The 19,545-nt window shown below is 55.9% G+C and carries 11 protein-coding genes and 1 tRNA gene; 6 read left to right on the top strand and 6 right to left on the bottom strand.

Annotation, left to right across the window (positions count from 1 at the left end):
* Positions 1-288 precede the first annotated feature (288 nt).
* Positions 289-378, top strand: a tRNA-Ser gene (locus OHL14_RS18890).
* A gap of 110 nt (positions 379-488) precedes the next feature.
* Here the strand turns inward: OHL14_RS18890 and OHL14_RS18885 are convergent.
* Both OHL14_RS18885 and OHL14_RS18880 read right to left on the bottom strand, forming a co-directional pair.
* Entirely contained in the window at positions 489-2,510 is a 2,022-nt protein-coding gene (locus OHL14_RS18885) for a glutaminase family protein (protein WP_263380930.1), read from the bottom strand.
* 155 nt (positions 2,511-2,665) lie between these two features.
* On the bottom strand, positions 2,666-5,812 hold the full coding sequence (locus OHL14_RS18880) for a TonB-dependent receptor (RefSeq protein ID WP_263380929.1): 3,147 nt from the start codon (positions 5,810-5,812) through the stop codon (positions 2,666-2,668).
* A 283-nt stretch (positions 5,813-6,095) separates the two neighbouring features.
* On the opposite strand from OHL14_RS18880, the gene OHL14_RS18875 reads away from it, so the two are divergent.
* Entirely contained in the window at positions 6,096-6,734 is a 639-nt protein-coding gene (locus OHL14_RS18875; protein ID WP_263380928.1) for a response regulator transcription factor, read from the top strand.
* Between the two features lie 9 nt (positions 6,735-6,743).
* Here the strand turns inward: OHL14_RS18875 and OHL14_RS18870 are convergent, their stop codons facing one another.
* Together OHL14_RS18870 and OHL14_RS18865 are read right to left on the bottom strand one after the other, a co-directional pair.
* Entirely contained in the window at positions 6,744-8,282 is a 1,539-nt protein-coding gene (locus OHL14_RS18870; RefSeq protein ID WP_263380927.1) for a family 16 glycoside hydrolase, read from the bottom strand.
* A gap of 271 nt (positions 8,283-8,553) precedes the next feature.
* Positions 8,554-10,926 carry a winged helix-turn-helix domain-containing protein gene (locus OHL14_RS18865; protein WP_263380926.1) on the bottom strand — a complete coding sequence of 791 codons (2,373 nt, stop codon included), beginning with the start codon at positions 10,924-10,926 and terminating at the stop codon, positions 8,554-8,556.
* Positions 10,927-11,582: 656 nt separating this feature from the next.
* Between OHL14_RS18865 and OHL14_RS18860 the strand changes: the two genes are divergently transcribed.
* Together OHL14_RS18860 and OHL14_RS18855 are read left to right on the top strand one after the other, a co-directional pair.
* Positions 11,583-11,711 (top strand): hypothetical protein, encoded by a 129-nt coding sequence (locus tag OHL14_RS18860; protein WP_263380925.1) that lies wholly within the window; start codon positions 11,583-11,585, stop codon positions 11,709-11,711.
* 75 nt (positions 11,712-11,786) lie between these two features.
* On the top strand, positions 11,787-16,274 hold the full coding sequence (locus OHL14_RS18855) for a choice-of-anchor D domain-containing protein (RefSeq protein WP_263380924.1): 4,488 nt from the start codon (positions 11,787-11,789) through the stop codon (positions 16,272-16,274).
* Positions 16,275-16,347: 73 nt separating this feature from the next.
* Here the strand turns inward: OHL14_RS18855 and OHL14_RS18850 are convergent, their stop codons facing one another.
* Positions 16,348-16,515 (bottom strand): hypothetical protein, encoded by a 168-nt coding sequence (locus OHL14_RS18850; RefSeq protein ID WP_263381166.1) that lies wholly within the window; start codon positions 16,513-16,515, stop codon positions 16,348-16,350.
* On the opposite strand from OHL14_RS18850, the gene lnt reads away from it, so the two are divergent.
* Complete coding sequence (lnt, locus tag OHL14_RS18845) at positions 16,496-17,977, top strand: apolipoprotein N-acyltransferase (RefSeq protein ID WP_263381159.1); 1,482 nt, start codon at positions 16,496-16,498, stop codon at positions 17,975-17,977. The genes OHL14_RS18850 and lnt overlap by 20 nt on opposite strands.
* 195 nt (positions 17,978-18,172) lie before the next feature.
* On the top strand, positions 18,173-18,334 hold the full coding sequence (locus tag OHL14_RS18840; RefSeq protein WP_263380923.1) for a DUF3309 domain-containing protein: 162 nt from the start codon (positions 18,173-18,175) through the stop codon (positions 18,332-18,334).
* A gap of 51 nt (positions 18,335-18,385) precedes the next feature.
* Here the strand turns inward: OHL14_RS18840 and add are convergent, their stop codons facing one another.
* Positions 18,386-19,429, bottom strand: a complete 1,044-nt coding sequence (gene add / locus OHL14_RS18835; protein ID WP_263380922.1) for an adenosine deaminase — start codon at positions 19,427-19,429, stop codon at positions 18,386-18,388.
* Positions 19,430-19,545: the final 116 nt, after the last annotated feature.

Here is a 19,545-nt window from a genome sequence, read left to right as displayed (position 1 = left end):
AAACGAAATAAAACTTGCATGTTTACCCTCTCCAACTAGCTATAATTAAATAAGAGAGAAAGAAAAGGCTGCACCGGCACCCGCCGCTGCAGCCTTTTCTGTTGCGAGCCAGTGGGGGACCGACACCAGGTCCAGACTACCTGAACGGAAGTCTCGACCCAACTCCAACCCTTTCAAGACTTTGCCCCCAAAGTATGGGGGGGGGAGGGGAGGTACCCTGCACGGGCACCGGCCAGCCAGCCAACCACGCCGAGGTCCCTAGTACAATAAGAACTCGACACCCCCTGCGGAGGGATGTGTGAGTGGTTGAAACAGGCGGTCTTGAAAACCGCTTAGCCCTAACAGGCTACGGGGGTTCGAATCCCTCTCCCTCCGCCACTCCATTGGAATCAAGAAGATAGCAATAGAGCTATTCGCGAGTCCGATCACGCGCAAAAAAGACCTGCGCAAAACGCAGGCCTTTTCCCGCTACATCTTGCCGTTACGATTTACTCATGGATATCTTTACGTCGCCATTTCGCGGTCAGCTGTTTGTCTGACAGCACCTTGATATAAACACCTCCAACGACGCTTCGAGCCTGGAAACCTATCTGCTTTCCCGTCTTCGTGTCGTACCAATCGGTGAGCGGAACGCGGCTTGGTGTTTCGTTCGTCCATTTGTAAATTGGGTCGACGATTTGATCGAATTGCTCGCGGTTCGAAGCGAGTGTCGCCGTCCAAATCGACCAGTCGAGTTTGGTGTAATCCTTGCGGCTATCGAGCGGCAGGCCATACTTGTTGATCTTCGTCAGGTAATACGCGACTTCTTTTTCGCGCACGCTGGGCGGGAACAACTTGTAGTCCAGCAGCTCGTCCCACACGAGGTTGTATTTCTGGCTCCAGGTATCAGGGCTGTTGAAAGCCAGCTTGTAGTGATCGCCTTCCGCAGCCATTCCGAGCCACTTCGACGCCATCTCCTTCGCCGTCTTGCTGTAATCCTTTGCGACATTCTCTTCGCCGATCATGTGCGCAAGGTCCGCGTAAGCGGCCAGCGCTTCGATTGCCTTGATCGACAGATTCGCATTGTGCGCGACGTGGCCTGCAAAGTCATCTGTAGTGAGCTGATTTTCAGGGTCGAGTCCTTTATGTCGCAGATACTCCGCCCACTTCGTCAGCTCTGGCCAATAACGCTTCGATAGCTGTGGTGTGCCTTGCGCACGAGCGAGGGCGTCCAGCAGGATCAGCATATTGCCGCTCTCTTCGACAGGCATCTGATCTTCTTCCGTCTGTTCGCCGCCTCCGTAGACTTGCCCATTTGCGAGTGGATACTGACCCAGATCGTGTGGCGAGAACGGAAATTTCCAACGCGCTAACGACGCATACTCGAGCACCGGAAGCAACTCTGCTTCCAACAGCTTCGGTTGCAGGAAGAGAAAGAGCGGTGCAGAGGGATATAAAACATCAACCGTGTCGATGCAGCCGTTGGAAAAGTTCTCCTTGCCGAAGAACATGGGATCGCCATTGGCATCGGCGACCAGCTTATGAGCCGCGATGGCCTGCCGATAGGCCAACACTGCGATTGCGGCGTAATGCGCGCCACCGGCCTTCGTCAGGTCCGCTGTAAGCTCTTCGTCGAACTTTGTGCCACGCTGTTCCAGCGAAGCGTACTGGGCCTCGGCCGTGTTCAGCATCTCCTCGACCGGCATGTTGTTGCGCTGCCAATACGACCGCAGGTTGCGTTGCAGATACTGAATGCCGTAGCCATCGCTATAAGCCAATAACAGGTGCCGAGTCGTCGGTTGGCTCGTCACGTTCGGTAGATCAAACTCCACGTCCAGGTGCGACGCAGAGCGGCCCGGCATTTCAATCGCGTCGGATGCTGGCAGATGACCAGAGGCGATAAAGGTATCAATCGCACGATGGGCGATGGCAGAAGACGACGGCTCGTCGTGTGGCACGGCTAGGTGGAAATAACCCCAATCGATGCGCAGATTATCGCCTGAACGATTGAGCACATCCTGGTTGCGCGAACCTACAGAAAGCACGTCCAGTGCCTCAGTGCGATGGCGACCGCTGACGACCTCCTCGCTACGGTCATTGACCGCGATCACCGAATCGACATCCAGCAACAGAGAGACGTTGTGTGTCGCACCGTCGTTTGCTGTCGCAGTCCATGTCAGATAGGTTACCGGGCGCGAGATCAGGTCGAGATCATCGGGCAGGAGGGGTGTGAAGAAGGTCAGCTGCAGCGTTACGCCGCTCTGCTTGAACTCATAACGTGTATGCGTAGGTGTGATCGCATGGGCTGTCTGCTCCATAGCAGGAACGGCGTCAGGACTGGCGCCCATAAAGCGATATGCCTTACCGTCGATGCGAGCGATGCCCGCAATCGGTTGTGCGCTGCCTGTCCAATGGGACGTATCAGAGTCCGTAAGACGATCGGTCATCGACCAGATACTGAAGTACGGGTCATGCGTGATGAGCGGCGTTGCCGGCGGTCTCTCTTGAGACTGCGCTGATCCAAGACTCATTCCCAAAAGACCGCACAATGCAAACACCGATGGAGCTACCTTCATATTGAACCTTTCTCATTTTGAGAGGCCATGCCTTTGAAAAATACCTCTACCTTGTTCGGCATCGGTCAATTTGCGATCGATGCCGAACAGCTAGAAGTAGAGGCGCGCGTCTAGTAATTGAGACGCAAGCTAAATTGAATTTCGCGTGCCGCATTGGCGCCGGTGAGATTGCCAAAGTTCGTGTCATTCACTCCCGTATCCAATCCGGTAAAGTTTACGCGATTGAAAGCATTGAAGAAATCAGCACGGAACGTGAGGCCGTAGCGCTGCGCGAGTTGCCAGCTCTTGAAGGCCGAAAGATCCCACGTTGCGCTGCCGGGTTCCTGCACGTTGCTGACACCAGCGTTGCCTTGCACGCCTACCGCAGTAATCGCCTGTACGTTCTGCGTGTTGAAGTAGGGGCCAAGCTTGCCGCTCTTGCCCAGACCGCCATGCAGTGACTTATTCGTAACCGCTCCAGTTACATTCGGCAGTGCGTTCACAAACGCGCCAAGGTTCTGGCTGCTGCCCAACGTAAGCCACGGACCCGTGTAGAAAGTTGCGATTGCGCTGGCTTGCCAGCCGCCGACAACTGCATTCATAAGGCCGCCGCGATCAAGAAGCATCTTGCCCTTGCCAAACGGAAGCTCGTACACCGAGTTCACACTGAGGCGCTGGTTCTGATCGTAGGTGCAATGTCCGTAGTCCTGCCTCAGGTTAAGCGGGTGCCAGGCAAATTGGTCTTGCCATGGTGTACCCAGGCACTTCGAATATGTATAGGTACCCAGCAGCGAAAAACCGGAGGTGTAGTGCTTTTCCACGCGGGCTGCGAGAGCGTTGTAGTTTGACGTGCCTGCGTTCAGGTTTTCCTGAATGGCGCCAGCGTAGTTGGCATAGCCAGTCTGGCCATTTGTGTTTAGAGGATTGATAACAATACGCGTCTCATAATGACGCGATTGCGAGCCAAAGTAGGAGACCTCGAGTAGCCAGTTCTTGAGGAAGTTCCGCTGCACCGCCAACGAGTACTCGTAGGTGACCGGCGTCTTGTTGTTCGCATTGATGAACGACACAGACTGTCCCGCACCTGGCAGGCTCAGACCAAAGAGCTGATCCAGTGTGAAGTTCAACTGGCCAGTGGTTGTGTTGCGGGCATTGTTGTAGTTCTGCACGGAGTAGTACTTCGGTGTATCCACCATCACCTCAAGCTGGTTGATGTTCGGTGACAGGAAGTAGATACCGAAGCCGCCTTTTACAATTGTGGCGCCGTTCTTGAAAGGCGAGTAGTTGAAGCCGAGTCGCGGCGAGAAATCTACGTAGGATGGGTGCACCATCTGCCGTCCGAGGCCGAGCGCCTTTGTATCCGGATAGGTAAGCAGTGTACCCGTCGCGAAATCGAAGCTGCCTACGTGGTTTGCTGTGTCCCACGGCTGTTGGTAGTACTCATAGCGAACGCCACCGTTGATCGTAAGGCGTTTGTTGACCTGCATGGTGTCCTGACCGTAATAGGACTGATACCAGCGGCGCAGATTAAGCGTCGGATCGCCGGTAGAGGTTGCCGCGGAAGAGGTTGCTCCGACGAGTGCGTCTGCGAGAGCATCCCCCGGTTGAGTCGAGGGAACATTGGGCCCCTTGGTAAAGTTGCCGTTGAATGTGAGGTTTGAGCCCTGCCAGTCTTCATAGAGGTAGATCGGATCGTAGCGAATGTCTGCGCCCGTGGTGATCGTGTGCTGCTTATGCTGGATCGACAACGACTCCGTGCCCATAAAGAGGTTCTCGCGTACGACCTCTGTGCCTCCTGCCGAGCCGGGGTTGCCATAACCCCCACTAATGTTGATTGACGGAGGACCATAAGAGCCCGGCTGCAGACCGATGTTGTTCAGGCCGAGCGGGTTCGCTTTACTCGTGTCGTAACCGTCTGCACGGTTCTGGCCGGTCTCTGTGTGGTTCCAGCCGAAGCGAACATTGTTAACGATGTTGGGGTTGAAAATGTGCGTCCAACCCACGGCAACATTTTTTGGGTTCGAAGGGAAGATGCGCGCAGCGTCTGGAGTAATGCCAGGTTCGACGCTCGTCTGATCCATCATGGTATAACGCCCGAAGATAGTGTTCTTGTCGTTGATGGTGTAGTCGACGCGAGCACTGCCTTGATCCCAGTTCACCGTCTGGCGTTCCACCACGACGAAGTTGTTCCCACCCGAGAAACTGCCATTAGGCGCCGGATAGTAAGCAAGCATCTTCAAAGCCGCCGGCGAGAACTGCGAAGTCGGAATCTGATTGTTTGTGTAGGGTGCCTGCGTTACAGGATTGACCAGCGGGAAGTTGTCCGAGCTGAAATCACCAGAGAGCTGCGCTGCGGTCGGTACGCGTGTATACACCGTCGTGGGCTGAATCTGGCGGTAGCCTTCGTAATTTGTAAAGAAGAACATCTTGTTCTTCTTGATCGGACCACCGAAGCTCGCGCCGAACTGGTTCTGGTGGAAAGCGGGAGCAGACCCTACGTCAAAGTAGTTCTTCGCGTCGAGAGCGTTATTACGCAGAAACTCGAAGACGCTGCCATGAAACTGATTTGTACCCGACTTGGTAACGATGTTGACGAAGGTTCCACCTGCGCCGTAGGCGGCGGACGAACCCGTCTGCTCGATCTTGAACTCCTGAATATTATCGATCGAGGGGAGAATGCCGATGGCGCCGTACCACGCATTGCGCACCTCAATACCATCGAAGAGATAGCTTGTATCGTCTTCGCGCAGGCCCGCGACGGAGATACTCACCGTCTGTGGTCCTGTCCACGAGGAGGCGGGAGAGCTCATGCCAGGCGTATCCGCCGGTGTGACGCCAGCAGACAGCTGTGCCAGTTGAAGAAAGTTTCTACCGTTGAGCGGAAGGTCCTGGATCTGTTTATTCTCAATGACCTGTCCCTCGTTTGAACCGATGGTATCGAGCAATGGCTCGCCGCCACTTACGGTCACCGACTCTGATGTCTCACCCACGCCGAGTTGAACGTCTTGCCGAGCCTGCTGATCAACAAGCAAGGTGAACGCCTGCAACTGCTGAGTTTTAAAACCCTTGCTTGTGACTCGTAAGGTATAACTTCCGGGGGGCAACTGTGTGATGCGGTAATTACCCTGATTGTCAGCCTTGGCCTTGTACTCGACTCCGGTCGCTGTATTCAGCGCGAGAACATCAGCAGTGGCGACGAACGCACCCGATCCGTCCGTGATGGTGCCCGTAAGTGTGCTCGTCGTGCTCTGCGCCATCATCGGAGTCACTGCCATCATCGAAACGAAGCTAGCCAGCAAGACAAGCAGAGCCAAGTGTCCGCAAACTTTCATACCCAAAAACCGTTTCATCTATTCCTTACCTCTCAGCATGTAATCGTTATCATGCAACCCGCTTCAGCACCGGGGTTTTGCTTAATACTGACCACGCGTGAAAATACGGATCGCGACATACGTTTGCCAAGATGGCATCGGCACCAATCGCGCATAGTACAAATGAACCATGAGGTTCTGGGTGCTCCAACAGCTTCCGCGTGTGGGTCGCGTGGCCTAGGATAAGTCCATGACAGAACCAGCGCAGCGCATCAAGGTACTCATCGTGGATGATCATCCGGTCGTCAGGTTTGGGCTGCGTACGATGTTTGAGAGTGAGACCAATATTCTGGTCACAGGTATGGCGGGTTCAGCACGAGAAGCTTTTGCAGAGTTCGATCGCGAGCCACCCGATGTCGTGCTGATGGACCTCCGTATGCCGGAGATGCAAGGCACTGATGCAATTGCCGAGCTAAGGCGCCTGCATCCGGGTGCGCGCGTACTTGTTCTCACCAACTATGAGGGCGACGAATACATAGTCCGTGCGTTGCAGGCTGGAGCCATGGGTTACCTGCTTAAGAACACACCGCAGGAAGAAATCGTCCGCGGCGTGGAGATGGTCGCAAATAACCAGCGCTGCGTGCCTCCCTTTATTGCACAGCGTCTTGTAGAAACCGTGGGGCGCGACGAGCTTAGCCAGCGCGAGATCGAGGTTCTGACTCTGGTCGCAGCGGGTAAGTCAAATAAAGAGATTGCTCAGCGTCTCTTCATCAGCGACAAGACAGCGCGCAACCATGTTGTCAGCTGCCTCACTAAACTTGGCGCCGACGATCGCACGGAAGCCGTAACCATCGCGATACGCCGCGGTCTCATCCACCTCGACGAATAGCAGCTGACTCTACACGGACCCTCTGCCATTCCATAACAGTTCACGCAACCAGCTTAAAATACGGGCGGGCAAGCGCTGGATTCGACACTCCGCACGCACACGTATTTCGGTCCCTTCGCCAGGCACGCTTAAGATCTCCAGCACTGCCGCCACATTGCGTGCGCGCTTCTGCATACCCATGATGCCGAGGCCTGTGGTATGCGGAGACATCTCAAAGCCCTGGCCATCGTCGGACACCGACAGCTCCACGGCGTCTTCCTCATAGCGGAGCTTGATCGTCAACATGGAAGGATTCCCGTGACCGACGGCGTTAGCAATCGCTTCCTGTCCGATATGCAGCAACGCATCCGCGAGGCTTAGACTTATCGTCGTGGCATGGCCCTCAAGCGCGGTGTGTGTCTTGATCTTGTCGCCACCGATGCGATCTGCCGTCTCTCGCAGAGTCTCCAACAGCCCACGCTGTTCCGAAGCCGAGGACAATCCGAGCATGGCAATGGTTCCACTTGCCTCCTGGTGGCAACGCCGGATGAGTTGATAGGCGACGGCCAGTTGATCGGCTATGTGCTGTCGATCTAGCTGGTCACCGCGCACCACGCTGCTGCGAATGCCCTGAATCTGATATCCAACACCTGCGAAGCTCTGCGCCATCGTGTCATGGATCTCATGGGCCATGCGTTCGCGTTCCTGAATGATCGTGTCACTCTTCCACCGCGCGGCACGAAAGTAAGCAAATTGAATGAGCAAAGCCGTGGCCAACACGCCAACGAACAACATGCCCACATGCCAAGGTGTCCACCATGGAGGACCATTAAGCACGACCGGTTGTTCGATCGATCCTGCATGCTGCTCAAGCGCGAGATAGTCCTCACGTGAAGCGGATCGGAGACTGATATTGCGCCATACCCCGTTGTTGTCCACCGACCGCAAACCGATACGCCCGGACTTCAAACACGAGCGTTCGTGAAACGCGATCCACGCCGTTTGCAACGTCGACATGTTCTGCACGGAAGCTGCAATGTCGCAGCCATAAGCAACTACTGTGAGGCGCAGCCAAGCTCCCGGATGGACGCCCCCTGGCACTGGTACTGGTCTCGCCTCACTCCACCCATAGTTGGAGCGGCCGACCATAAGGCTACCGCCGCCGCCATCCATGCGAACGCCCACGTAGTAGCCGTTATACGCATCCAGCCCGACCGCTTCATCCCTGGACCTTACGACTACTCCAAGATCACCGAAGTCTCCGTCGAAGCGCATATCCGTGCTGAGTGTGTAATTCGTCCAACGCTCAGATCCCGTGACAAGCTTGGCACCACGATCCTGCCGCTCATGAGTGCTGTAGATGACATGATCGATGCTTGTCCAGTGGCCACCATACGGTGTCCATGCGGCGAGTGAGCCATCACCAGCCGGATACAGGCGTGTTGGAACCGCCTCCGGCTTGAACGATTGCCAACTATATCCTGCCGCCAGGAGCAGAAGGCCGATCGCTATTCCCCAAAACAGCCGGGAAGTTTTAGTCTTCTCATTCCAAGTTTGCGGAGAGGGCATCGGCTTCCAACTCTACTCCATTATGACCGCCCGGAAATGCAGCGATCCACCCGTAATTAAAGACTGCGAAAGTCCGCCTCAGATGAAACGGAGAAGCCTGGGCAGCTTCATCGTGCAAGAATCCGATCCGGTCGGTAGGGTGGACTTGGTCGGACAAATCATGCGATTGATAGCGATGATGCGTTTGTAGGCTGGGCGTATATTGTGCGCTAAGCGGGATCTCGTCCACTGAAAGTTTCGAAGGGGCGTCCTGATGCTTGCGGACAATGAATTATTGAATTGAGCGAGAGTTTTGTAGGGCACCAAGCTCACTCTTAGCTTCAAGTAGATGAGCGCTGTTCGCGTCTGCATGTGCCCAGAGGGATAGAAAGCGCCCATACGCTTTTATAGCAGCCTCGCGGTTACCTTCCGCTGCGTAGGCGCGTCCCAGTCCTAGCCATGACAGAGGCACCTCCTCAGCTTCGGGTTCCTGATCGGGGCCGTCGAGGACCTTACGATACGCGGCCTCAGCCAGACCCGGTTGTCCAGCGGCCAGATAGGCGTTCCCGCGCAACATGCTGATGACTGGATCGCGGCCTTCCAGTGGTCGCGCTCGTTCAAGGGCTTGAATTGCATCCTTCGGTCTGTGTGTAGCTAGAGCCACGATTGCTTTAATTTCAGGTCCTCGATAGTCGTTCCAAAGAGTGCCTTGAGGAAACTCTGCCTGCATGGAGTGAACGGCATTTTCAGCGGCCGCGTAATCTCCAGCCCATGCCAATCCAAGAACGCTGGCATCGTCTTTCGCGTCGACCGGGACACTCCGCAGTAAGCTAATTCCCTCAGCAACGTCACCACTTTCGACCAGATTGCTGCCGATATCCCGGATAAAGCCGTTCGCCGGTTCTAGCAGGCCTTGCCGTCGCATGATCCCATCCAATGGTGGCGTGAGGCGATGGGCATCGGAGAATCGCCCTTCTGCAATAGCGACACTGATCTCGTCAAACCGAATGTAAATAGCATCGGGATGCGTGTCGGCCCAGGTCCGCTGCTTCTGGACCTGCGCAGCGTCGTGTAGGGCATAGGCGGCCTGGAAGCAATGTTCGCGGACGTAGTCGACGTCGATGCCCTTCGAGATGGCCTGATTGCAGGTTGCGAGAGCCCCTCTGGGATCGCCTGTGTGTATCTGCTCATACGAGAGATTCGCGTAAAGACCTGCTACGCTTGGCCTCAGTTCGAGAGCGTGTTCTGCAGCAGTCCGAGCATCCTGGTGGTGACCGAGCTCCCTTTCTACAATCGATAAGCCGTTCCATGCCTGAGCCGAACGTGGATAAAGCTCTGTCCAATTGCGGTAGTTGCGTTCGGCTTCATACAAATCCAACGTGATGGCCGAATGATAGAGCGCGACGATCGCAAGACGGGTGGGCTCGTTAGCTGTGTCGCGCAGATTGTAAGCCTTCAAAAGCGCTTCACGCTCGTTGTTGCGGTCAAGGACGCTTCCGGAATAAGCTGCCAAGTCGTAATACGCTTCTGCAAACTCCGGATCAGCCGCGACAGCTTTCTTCATCAGCCCAATCGCGTCGACGTATTTACCCTGATTGGATTGAACCTGCGCCTGTGTGAAGGCCTTGAGAGCTTCCAGCGAAGCAGTCTTTCCTGCGAAAAGGGGTACGTCGAAACGTGCGATGCTCCGGCGTGATTCGCCCAGTTCGCGCCGCACATTTTCAGCGAGCTTATCGATGCCGTGCGGAAGACCTTCGAGCGTGGACACCTCCTGCTTTGCCTCGGCGAGCATCGAGCCGTTCACGCAACTTGTCGCCTCCTCGGTGAGGAGGTAATGCTGACCAACGCGAGCGATCCCACCGTGAAGAACCGCCTGACTATTCGTCCGTTCGCAAACCTCTGTCGCGGTGGTCAGATTCATCGCGGCGTTGGGGTCTTGCTTCATTTCGGTAAGCGTCGCGCGGACCCTGGCGGCCGTAACCGGGGAAACGTAAGGGCTCTGCGAAAGGTCCATGCGTAGCGCGTCGACCAGCGCGCTATCGAGAATGGCATCACCGGTGCTACCCGCCAGGGGAGCGATCACTACGTCGACCGGTGCGCCCGCAGACTTGTCGAGCCAATGCTGCCAGCCGAACCACGCAGCAATCGCCAGAACGATGACAACTAGAGAGCCAACGGCAACCCAAAGCGGTCGCCTGCTTCGCGCGCCCCCCTCCCGGAGGAGGTAGGACGGCGCATCAACGCCCATCTCTTCGTCTTCAATCGTTATTTCGGTGACGGATGCGCTGGCATGAACAAGAATCTGCGATGAAGTCGAGCTTCGATTTTCGGACTTCGACTCTACCTCTAACGGCGCGGCGAATCGATACCCACGTCCCGGCACCGTCTCGATGATTTTCTGTTCCGAGGCATGGCGGGAGAGCGCTTTGCGAAGTAGGAAGACATGCTGGCTGAGATTGCTCTCTTCGACGAACTGATCACGCCAGAGTGATTGCAACAGCTCATCCTTGGGCACGACACGATCACGATGGTCGATGAGGTAGAGCAACAGATCGAAGGTCTTACGATTCAGCGTGATCGTTTCGCCCTGCCACTGCAATTGCCAGGCGGGACGGTCGATGAGGTAGCCCTCAAATCGGATTCGGGGTGGCGTTTCCAGCAGCATGAGTAGTGTAGGCAGCAATTCGCGATCAGTCAGATTTTTTGAAGACTGGAGAGACTCGCTTGTACGTTGACAGGCGGTGCTTCCACATCACGCCAAACAGTTTGCGTTTGAGGAGAAGCATATCAAAGGCTATCCACCCACACGACATAAATAGATCGCGTTGAAAACGCGACGCTGCAAGCCCTGTTCCGGAGAGACCTTCATGCCGCAACCCCCTTACTTGCAGCACTTAAGCAGATTGATACCGAATTGAGCATCCGTTGAGTGCGGATTTAGGACGGTCCGCCGTGGCGCGTGGGACAACAAACCTATGCAACGGAAGCGGATCTCGATACGAATCGAACACACAGAAGTAACCCTCTCGATCACAGAGGTCTCTCCGCGGGAGTTGGACGGGCGCGGCACAACTCCAGGGCAGACTTTACCCCCCAGACGCTGTCCCGTGTGCGGATCGCCGTGGCTGCCAGACCTTCGCGCTGTACTTGGAGCACTGCGCCTGACAGCAGCGCAACTGAAGCTAGCCGCGAGCGAAGGCAAGCTACATCTCTTCTGTTCCCCCGAGAACGAGGTATGGGTCTGCGAGCGCTCCATTCAAGAGATGAGAGGCGACTTCCTCTCTTCGCAATTTCCCAAATAACTGCTTTAGGAGAAGTGACATGTCTGATGAACTGTTCGCCGTTTCAGTCACCGTAGGCTTTCTGACGGCCCTCTTGCTCTGGGTTCCGGCTCTCAACCTGATTCAGCGCTTTATCAGGGACGTCGGCAAGCACACGCACAAGGGCTGAGTTCCTTGTCGCCGACAAAGCTCGCCAATCTTCATGGACTCAGCTCCCACATCCACCCTCTTCAGGAGACTTCTCATGATTCATTTTGCCGCTGCCAAGATCCGCCTCTTAGCTTCCAAGCTCTATCGTGCTACTCCAAAATTCATCATCAATTCGCTCATCGCCACTCTCTCGGCAATCCCCAGCACGATTCTGTCGGCTCAAACACCTTCGCCAGATCGCGCGGCCAGCCTTCTGGCCTCTCAGCCGCTGCGCTTCGAGCCCACCACAGAAGGACGTATGGTCAGCCGCTCCGCAGGTCGCATTCTCCAGATCGGTAAAGGCGGAACCGTCGGCTTATCCGCCTCCGGCCAGAGCCCTGTTGCCATGTATCTCGGCGGGGCCGACCCGAATGCCGCTCCCATTGGAGAATCCCAGCTCCCCGGTCACAGCAACTATTTTCTGGGCAATGATCCGACGAAATACCGCACTCATGTCAACCAATACAGCCGCGCCCGTCTCAACGACATTTATCGCAACATCGATCTCGTTTACTACGGGAATGACGACCGTCTGGAGTATGACTACATGGTCGCTCCTCAGGCCGATCCCGATCAAATCCGTATGAGCTTCCAGGGAGCGCAGCCAACACTCGACCCGAAGACTGGCAGCCTAATCCTTAAAACTGCTGACCATCGCACACTGGAGTTGCGTCAGCCTGTCGCATATCAGCGGCGCGACGACGGCAGCCATGCAGTAGTTGCTGCCATGTATCACGCTCTGCCTGATCATCAGTTCGCCTTCTCGCTTGGACCATACGACCACGCAAGACCGTTGATCATCGACCCCGTCATCACCTACTCCACCTATTTTGGAGGATCCAACCTCGACGGGATCGTGGATATGCGCGTTGATAAGGCCGGCAATATGTATCTCCTGATGCAGACCGATTCGACGGATCTTCCCCAACTGGGTGGACCTGGATCCGTGTGCGGGACAGGATGCGGATCCAAGAACCCTGATCCACCCTTCGCTCAAAATCCCGGCAGCAAATATGACTTTTATGTCGCCGCGCTCGACTCAACGGGAACGACTCTCAAGTTTGCCACTTACATTGGCGGAAGTGATCGGGACATCGCCACCTCGCTCGCGTATGACCCTGCCGGATACCTGTATATCGCTGGGGGAAGCCTCAGTACCGACTTCCCGACCCTTAACGGCTACTCCACGCAGCCACCGAAGAACGGCAGTGGCACAGTGATTCTTGGCGGCACACTCACCAAGATCACTGCGGATGGATCGTATCTGCTCTACTCCACCTTCTTCGGCAACGGACCGCTTAGCCTGGGTTCTCCCGTTCAGGACATCGGCACGGTATCGACTGGGAGCGCCGATGGCCTCGCCGCCTATTACAACGGTGTTGTTTATATGATCGGCTACGCCGGTGGCGGGACCTTGCCAACGAAGAATCCACTCTTCAAGGAGGGAAATGACTTTGTTGCCAAGTTCGATACTTCAAAGTCCGGCGTCAATTCGCTACTGTTTTCTACTCTTGTTGGCGACGATCAGAACCCGGCCAACGGCCCGAGCCTATCCTCCATCGCTCTAGACTCTGGCGGCAATCTCTGGCTCTATGGAGAGACGCATAGCAATACCTTTCCTGCAACCAGTGCCAGTTCGCTACAACCAGCCTGTGCGATCGCAAGCTGCAACACAAGCTTCCTGATGCAACTCAATGCGGACGACACTGCCGTATCCTATGCCACGTACCTTGGCGGATCCGTCAATAGCTTCGGGGCGTCTGCTGGCAACCTTCCGCAGGACCTCATCGTCGACGCGTCCGACAACCTGTACGTCACCGGCATTACCAACCAAGTGGACTACCCCCTCAAGAACCAGGCCTACGGATATAGTGACCTTGCCGCTTATGGGACCACTCTCGGTTACATCACCAAGGTGACAGCAGGTGGCCAGGCGATTGCCTATTCAACCCTTTTCAGCGGAGAGACAAACACCCTTGCCGCTACATCCAGTGGGCAGGTTGCGGTTGCGATCTCCGCAGGATCGGGTTATCCGACCAAGAGTACTCTTACGACACCAGCCCTCTCAGGTGCGAACCGCGACGCAGTTTTTCTTACCTTCGACACGACCGCATCTGGAAATGCGTCTCTACTTGTCTCGTCGTACCTGGGATCGAGCACGGGTACAACGACTCCGGTACGGGTAGCATACGACGCCAACAATCTTCTCTACATCTCGGGCTACACCACGGCGAGTGACTACCCCACGGACAGCCCATACCAGCTCGCGTGCAATAGCTGTTCCGGTGCGAATGTGGCTCCCGAGGGCTTTCTGACGCGCGTTCAGCCCGCGCCCGGGTTTGGCGCTTCTCCCTCGTCCATTACGTTCCCTGACATTCCTGTGGGTCAACAGAGTGGCACCATGGCGGCCACTCTCTCAAATCCAACGACTAAAGGCATTTACCTCAGCGCACCCAAGCTATCCGATGCAGCGGACTTCACCACTTCGAATAACTGCAACGGATTTCTTCAGCCAGGCTTGAACTGCACTATCACTTTCACCTTTACACCTCAATCAAGCGGCCAAATAACAGCGACTCTTTCTATTGCAGACCTGGATAATCAGCAAAATCCGGTCGTCATTGCGCTATCAGGTCAAGGCACATCTACACAGACTTCGCTCTCGCTCTCGCCGACCACACTCAACTTCGGTAGCCTCAGCGTCGGCGCAACGAGCACCATGACGATCGCGCTGCAAAACTCAAGCGCGTCTGCGGTACCCATCCAGGGCGCTACAGTCAGCGGGACGGGCTTCACCCTAAGTAGTGATGGCTGCGGTGCGAGCATCGCCGCTTCATCCACATGCCAGTACGGCATCACGGCGGCTCCTGCGGTCACCGGTCAACTCAGTGGCAGTCTCACGGTTGCCTCTGGCACGCCAAATGTCACCGCGGTTCATCCATTTGTGATCACAAATCTGAGTGCCCAGTTAACAGCCATAGCCACTGGCGGCACAGGTACAGAGACGCTTACTCCAGCTTCCGTCAACTTTGGGAACGTCTATCTATCGTCTGTAGGAACCCAGGTTGTAACCTTCACCAACAACGGATCACAGCCTGTCACGATCAGCGGTACGACGATTATGCCGTCAGACTTCAAAGTCGTCGGCACTACTTGCGGTACCCAGGTAGCAGCGAAGGGGAGCTGCACCTATACGCTGACCTTTCAGAGCATCGCGTACATTACACAGGTTGGGACTTTCACGGTGCAGGACGGCTCATCGAATCCCAGCGTAGCCTTGACTGCAACCGGAGTTCAGGACCCGACTGGTGCGGTAACACTGCTGCCGAACTCTCTCATCTTCTCGGACCAGGTCGCGGGTGCTCCTTCAAGTACGCAGCGCCTGAATATTACGAACAGTTCTACGGCGAGTATCCAGATCCTGTCCACGGACATTAGTGCCGTCAATACAAACGCTTCTTCCTTCTCCATCATCCCACTCACCGCTGGCTGCCTTTCGCCCGGTGGATGCACGTACTCTATTGCGAGTGGCACGGGCGTTATCACATACACGATCGTGCCAGGAGGCGGACTAGTGCTGCTCGCGAGCATGACGGGGACAGGTCCGGTCGACCAGACACTTGTTGCGAGTGCGCAAGTCTATTGGACTCTCGTTGGTGATCCGACGCCACAGCCGGTACGCCATGTCTTACTCACTGCACTTACCGGAAATCTCATCACTCCCGCAGCACCTTCCGTAAGCCCGACTTCCATCAGTTTTCCTGTTACAGCCAATGGAAAGACCAGTGCAGCGCAGGTGGTCACCGTTGGAAACTCTGGAGATCAGGCGCTGGGCTTTGGGGGCGTAACTTTCGCGGGTGCCAATCCAGGGTCATTCACTCAGACAAATAACTGCCCCGCGAGCCTGACCAAAGGGATGCAGTGCACGATTAACGTGTTGTTTGCTCCTGGCGCCACCGGGCAAGACTTTACCGCAACGATGAATGTCAGCCTCACGACACCGAGTGGAGACGCTTCGGCTGTGGTTGCGCTTACAGGCTATACCAGCAATAGTGATTTCACCTTTACCTCGAACTCCGGCGACATGTACATTGGCTCGGGCAATGGAGATTCGTCTACCTACACGTTTCAAATTGCTCCCATCGATCCATCCGTAGGTTTCAATTCCCCAATTACCTTTAGTATCGCTGGTCTGCAAGGGAATACCGCTTCTTACACCTTCTCGCCCTCTACAGTAACGCCGAGAAAGAGCACGGTGACCGTCAAGCTTAACTTTGGCTCGCCCTCTGTAGCGCTCCAGATACGGCACAGGCGCATGGGCGATAAGGCACTTCCTTTTCTCGCCTGCGGAGTTTTCTCCCTCCTTATGTGGCGTAAACGACTCCGTATGCGCCCACGATTCTTGAGCCTGATTCTGTTCGCGCTTCTCAGTGCCGGATTGCTCTCCACTGCAGGCTGCACTCTCGACTACGACTTCGTCGTAACCGCCACAAGTGGCTCCATCTCGCATTCGGTACAACTCGAAGGCTGGATCCATCAGTAGCCCTAGGGAAATTGCCCACGAATATGTTGAGCTCGCCCTAAGCGAGACCTTCACTTGTACGAAGGCCTTCGCCTTAGGCGAGCGGGATGCTCTTCCTGAGATACATCATGACGAAACCGATTTTGAAGCGCGAGAGGGACCTCATGATCCTCTTCCACTTCGCATTCGCCACAGCAAGTGGTTGTCTATGGGCTCTGGGTGATCCAGCTTTGCCGCTTTCAGTGGTGGGCTGGGTTGCCATGGTCCCACTCCTCATTGTCATTAACTCCACATCGTCTTTCCTCAGCGCCGTTTTGTGGTGCGGTTGGGCTGGATTCGTCGCAAACATCGGAGGTTGTTACTGGCTCCTCACCACGATCAAGAGATTTACAAACTTTTCCTGGCCGACTTCAATCGCACTTTTCTTTGCCGTCTGCGCCTACCAAGGCCTTCTCTTCGTTTTATTCGGAGCAGCGGTTCGTCTCATTCGGCATAGGAAGGATGTACCTATGGCCCTGATAGCTCCGCTGGCAATCGTGGCCTCGGAGCTGATTCTTCCCATGGTCTTTCCATACAGCCTCGGAATCACGCAGGCGTGGCATCCATTGCTGATTCAAATAGCCGACATCACAGGCCCTGCCGGAGTGAGTGCGCTCCTATTGATGGTCAACGGAGGCTTGTACGATCTCCTTTCGCGCCGTTATCAAGCGCTACGATGCGCTATTGCGGTATTGCTCGTTTTCTTCGCCTCTCTGATCTATGGCGGCTTGCGAATGCAGCATTTCGATGCGGTCGCCGCCTCCGCTTCTAAGCTTCGCGTTGGTATTGTTCAGGCGAATGCCGGTCTCAGGCATCGCGGAGTTTCTTCGACGCAGGATGAGATGCAGCGTCTTATTGCGCTTCAGGAGCAATCGCGTGAGTTGGAGGCAGAGGGCGCGCAGTTGATCGTATGGAGTGAAGCCAGTTATCCCTACCTTCTCCGTCGGGACGCCTCCACCGATGCATCGCCAGGCGTACTGGAGAGAGTCCTGCGCGGTTTCGCTACGCCCGTAGTGATCGGGGCCCAGACCTTCGACGTCGCAAATGGACAGCGTTTCAATTCGGCTCTACTAGTTGATCGCACAGGTGCCTTTGTTGGCATTTATGACAAGATCAGGTTGTTGAACTTTGGTGAACGAGTTCCGGCAGGAGAACTATTGCCGTGGCTCACGGAACTGATGCCGCATGAGTATGCGCGCTTTACTCCGGGGACACAGGCAAATCCTCTAATATTGCGGACCGGCGACGGCAGGGCCTGGCGCCTGGGTACCTTCATCTGCTTCGAAGATACATTGCCTGAAATCTTGCGAAGTGTCGGGAAGCATCACCCGGATCTGCTGGTTAATCTGACGAACGATACCTGGTTCGGAGACACGTCCGAACCGATGGAACATCTGGCTCTTAGTGTGTTTGACTCCATCGAAGAGCGATCTGCCCTGGTTCGCAGCGTGAATTCGGGGGTTTCTGCCTTCGTTGATGCGAATGGCAGGGTCATTCAGAAGACTTTCACGGTGGATACCTATTCACATCCAGTACCAGCCAGCCATAGCCTGAAGTCAATGCCACTGATCGAGGGCGGCCACACACCCTACGCTCACATAGGCGATCTGTTCTCCTACCTGTGTTGCCTTTGGTTAGCCCTCCTTCTGATCTGGAGAAACCCCTCATCACTGCCGGTGCGCTGACCTTGCCATCCTGCCGAAGTTCACCTTTGCCTGCGAGTAGTTGGGCATCAGCGTCGATTACAGTTTGGCGAGTTCGTTCATGCCGTTGAAAGACTCATCTCCGGCACAGTCCTATCTCGAGCGCTTCTTGCGCAGCATGCAACCCGGCTCCGGACTCTCGACCGGAACTGGATTTCCCGTGCTAGACTCTCGCCTATGCCTCTTATTCTTATTCTCGTTATTCTGCTGCTCGTGTTCGGCGGTGGCGGCTACTACATGGGTCCTGGCGTCGGTTACTACGGCGGAAGCATCGTGGACCTTATCCTTGTGCTCGTGATCCTTTACCTGCTCTTCGGGCGCGGTCGCAAGCGGCTCTAGATCGGACTCACCTATCGAGGTGTCCCGTATCTGGTACCTGCACAAGCGCTGTCACCAACCGTAGCGTTCCACTTCGCCGAGCAACGCGAGCTTGCGCTCCGGCGGCAGAAAGCTTGCCTCAACCGAGTTGGCAGCCAACTCCCGCAGCTGCTCGAAGGTGAACTCGAACTCGCGGTAGGCCAGCAGGTATTCCTCGAGGAGGTTCGCTCCGAAGAACGGCGGGTCGTCGGAGTTTATCGTCACCATCAAACCCTCTTCGAAGTAGCGCTTCACCGGATGTTCAAAGAGCGAGGGGCAACAACCGGTGCGCAGGTTACTGGTGATGTTAAGCTCCAGTGGAATCTGCCGCTCAGCGAGGATAGCAATCAGGTCATCATCCTGCTGCGCCGTCAGTGCATGGCCGATGCGTTCGGCGCCGATGTTTACTGCCGCCCATACGCTCTGCGGGCCGGTGGACTCGCCGGCGTGGCAGGTAAGGCGGAGACCGTTCTCTTTGGCTTCGGCATAGAGCTCACGAAAGTCCTGAGCAGGCCCGCGCGCCTCATCGCCACCGATGCCGATGCCCACCACGCTGGGGTACTTCTGTTTCAGCTCCGACGCCTTGCGGAAGACGCGGGCACATTCTTCAAGGCCGAAGTGGCGCACTGCGTCTACGATCCAGAGCAGCGTCACGCCGAACTCCCTCTCGCCCCGCTCGCGACCTCGCTCAACGGCTGCCATCACCTCATCAACATCGAGCCGGGCAAAGCGATACAGGATACCGATGGAGATGTAGACCTCAGCATGACGAACTCCCTGTGCTGACAGGTCGCGAAGCATATTGTAGGTAATGGTTTCGTAGTCCGCCGGTGCGTGCAGCCGCTCGGTCACGGCCTTGAAGCTCATCAGAAAACTGGGGAAGTCCGTATAGCTATAGACATTCCTCGCGGCTTCAAGCGTGAGAGGCTGGGCGTCGTTGCGATGAGACAGCTCAACCAACGTCTCCGGCGTGATAGAACCTTCGAGGTGGAGATGAAGCTCGGCCTTAGGTAGATTGCGGAGCCAGACTTCGGGGTCAACTTTGATCCGAGCGTCAGAGGATGCGTTACGCGGCATCGTTCCAGTGTAGTCAATCGGCAGCGAAGGCGTCGGAGTGGTTCAATGAATAGGAACGAAGAGGGCTTGTTGTGGGCGGTGCTGTTTCGAGCCTGAAAACTGTAGCGACACTCTGC

Source organism: Granulicella paludicola (assembly GCF_025685545.1).
GTDB lineage: Bacteria > Acidobacteriota > Terriglobia > Terriglobales > Acidobacteriaceae > Granulicella > Granulicella paludicola.
Note: the sequence above shows the minus strand (reverse complement) of the source record. Positions and strands in the feature narration are given on the sequence as shown.

Excerpts from the sequence above, each read along its gene's own strand:
- OHL14_RS18885 (WP_263380930.1), bottom strand. The coding sequence starts at position 2,510 with ATGAGTCTTGGATCAGCGCAGTCTCAAGAGAGACCGCCGGCAACGCCG.
- OHL14_RS18880 (WP_263380929.1), bottom strand. The coding sequence starts at position 5,812 with ATGATGGCAGTGACTCCGATGATGGCGCAGAGCACGACGAGCACACTT.
- OHL14_RS18875 (WP_263380928.1), top strand. The coding sequence starts at position 6,096 with ATGACAGAACCAGCGCAGCGCATCAAGGTACTCATCGTGGATGATCAT.
- OHL14_RS18870 (WP_263380927.1), bottom strand. The coding sequence starts at position 8,282 with ATGCCCTCTCCGCAAACTTGGAATGAGAAGACTAAAACTTCCCGGCTG.
- OHL14_RS18865 (WP_263380926.1), bottom strand. The coding sequence starts at position 10,926 with ATGCTGCTGGAAACGCCACCCCGAATCCGATTTGAGGGCTACCTCATC.
- OHL14_RS18860 (WP_263380925.1), top strand. The coding sequence starts at position 11,583 with ATGTCTGATGAACTGTTCGCCGTTTCAGTCACCGTAGGCTTTCTGACG.
- OHL14_RS18855 (WP_263380924.1), top strand. The coding sequence starts at position 11,787 with ATGATTCATTTTGCCGCTGCCAAGATCCGCCTCTTAGCTTCCAAGCTC.
- OHL14_RS18850 (WP_263381166.1), bottom strand. The coding sequence starts at position 16,515 with ATGGCAACCCAGCCCACCACTGAAAGCGGCAAAGCTGGATCACCCAGA.
- OHL14_RS18840 (WP_263380923.1), top strand. The coding sequence starts at position 18,173 with ATGCCTCTTATTCTTATTCTCGTTATTCTGCTGCTCGTGTTCGGCGGT.
- add (WP_263380922.1), bottom strand. The coding sequence starts at position 19,429 with ATGCCGCGTAACGCATCCTCTGACGCTCGGATCAAAGTTGACCCCGAA.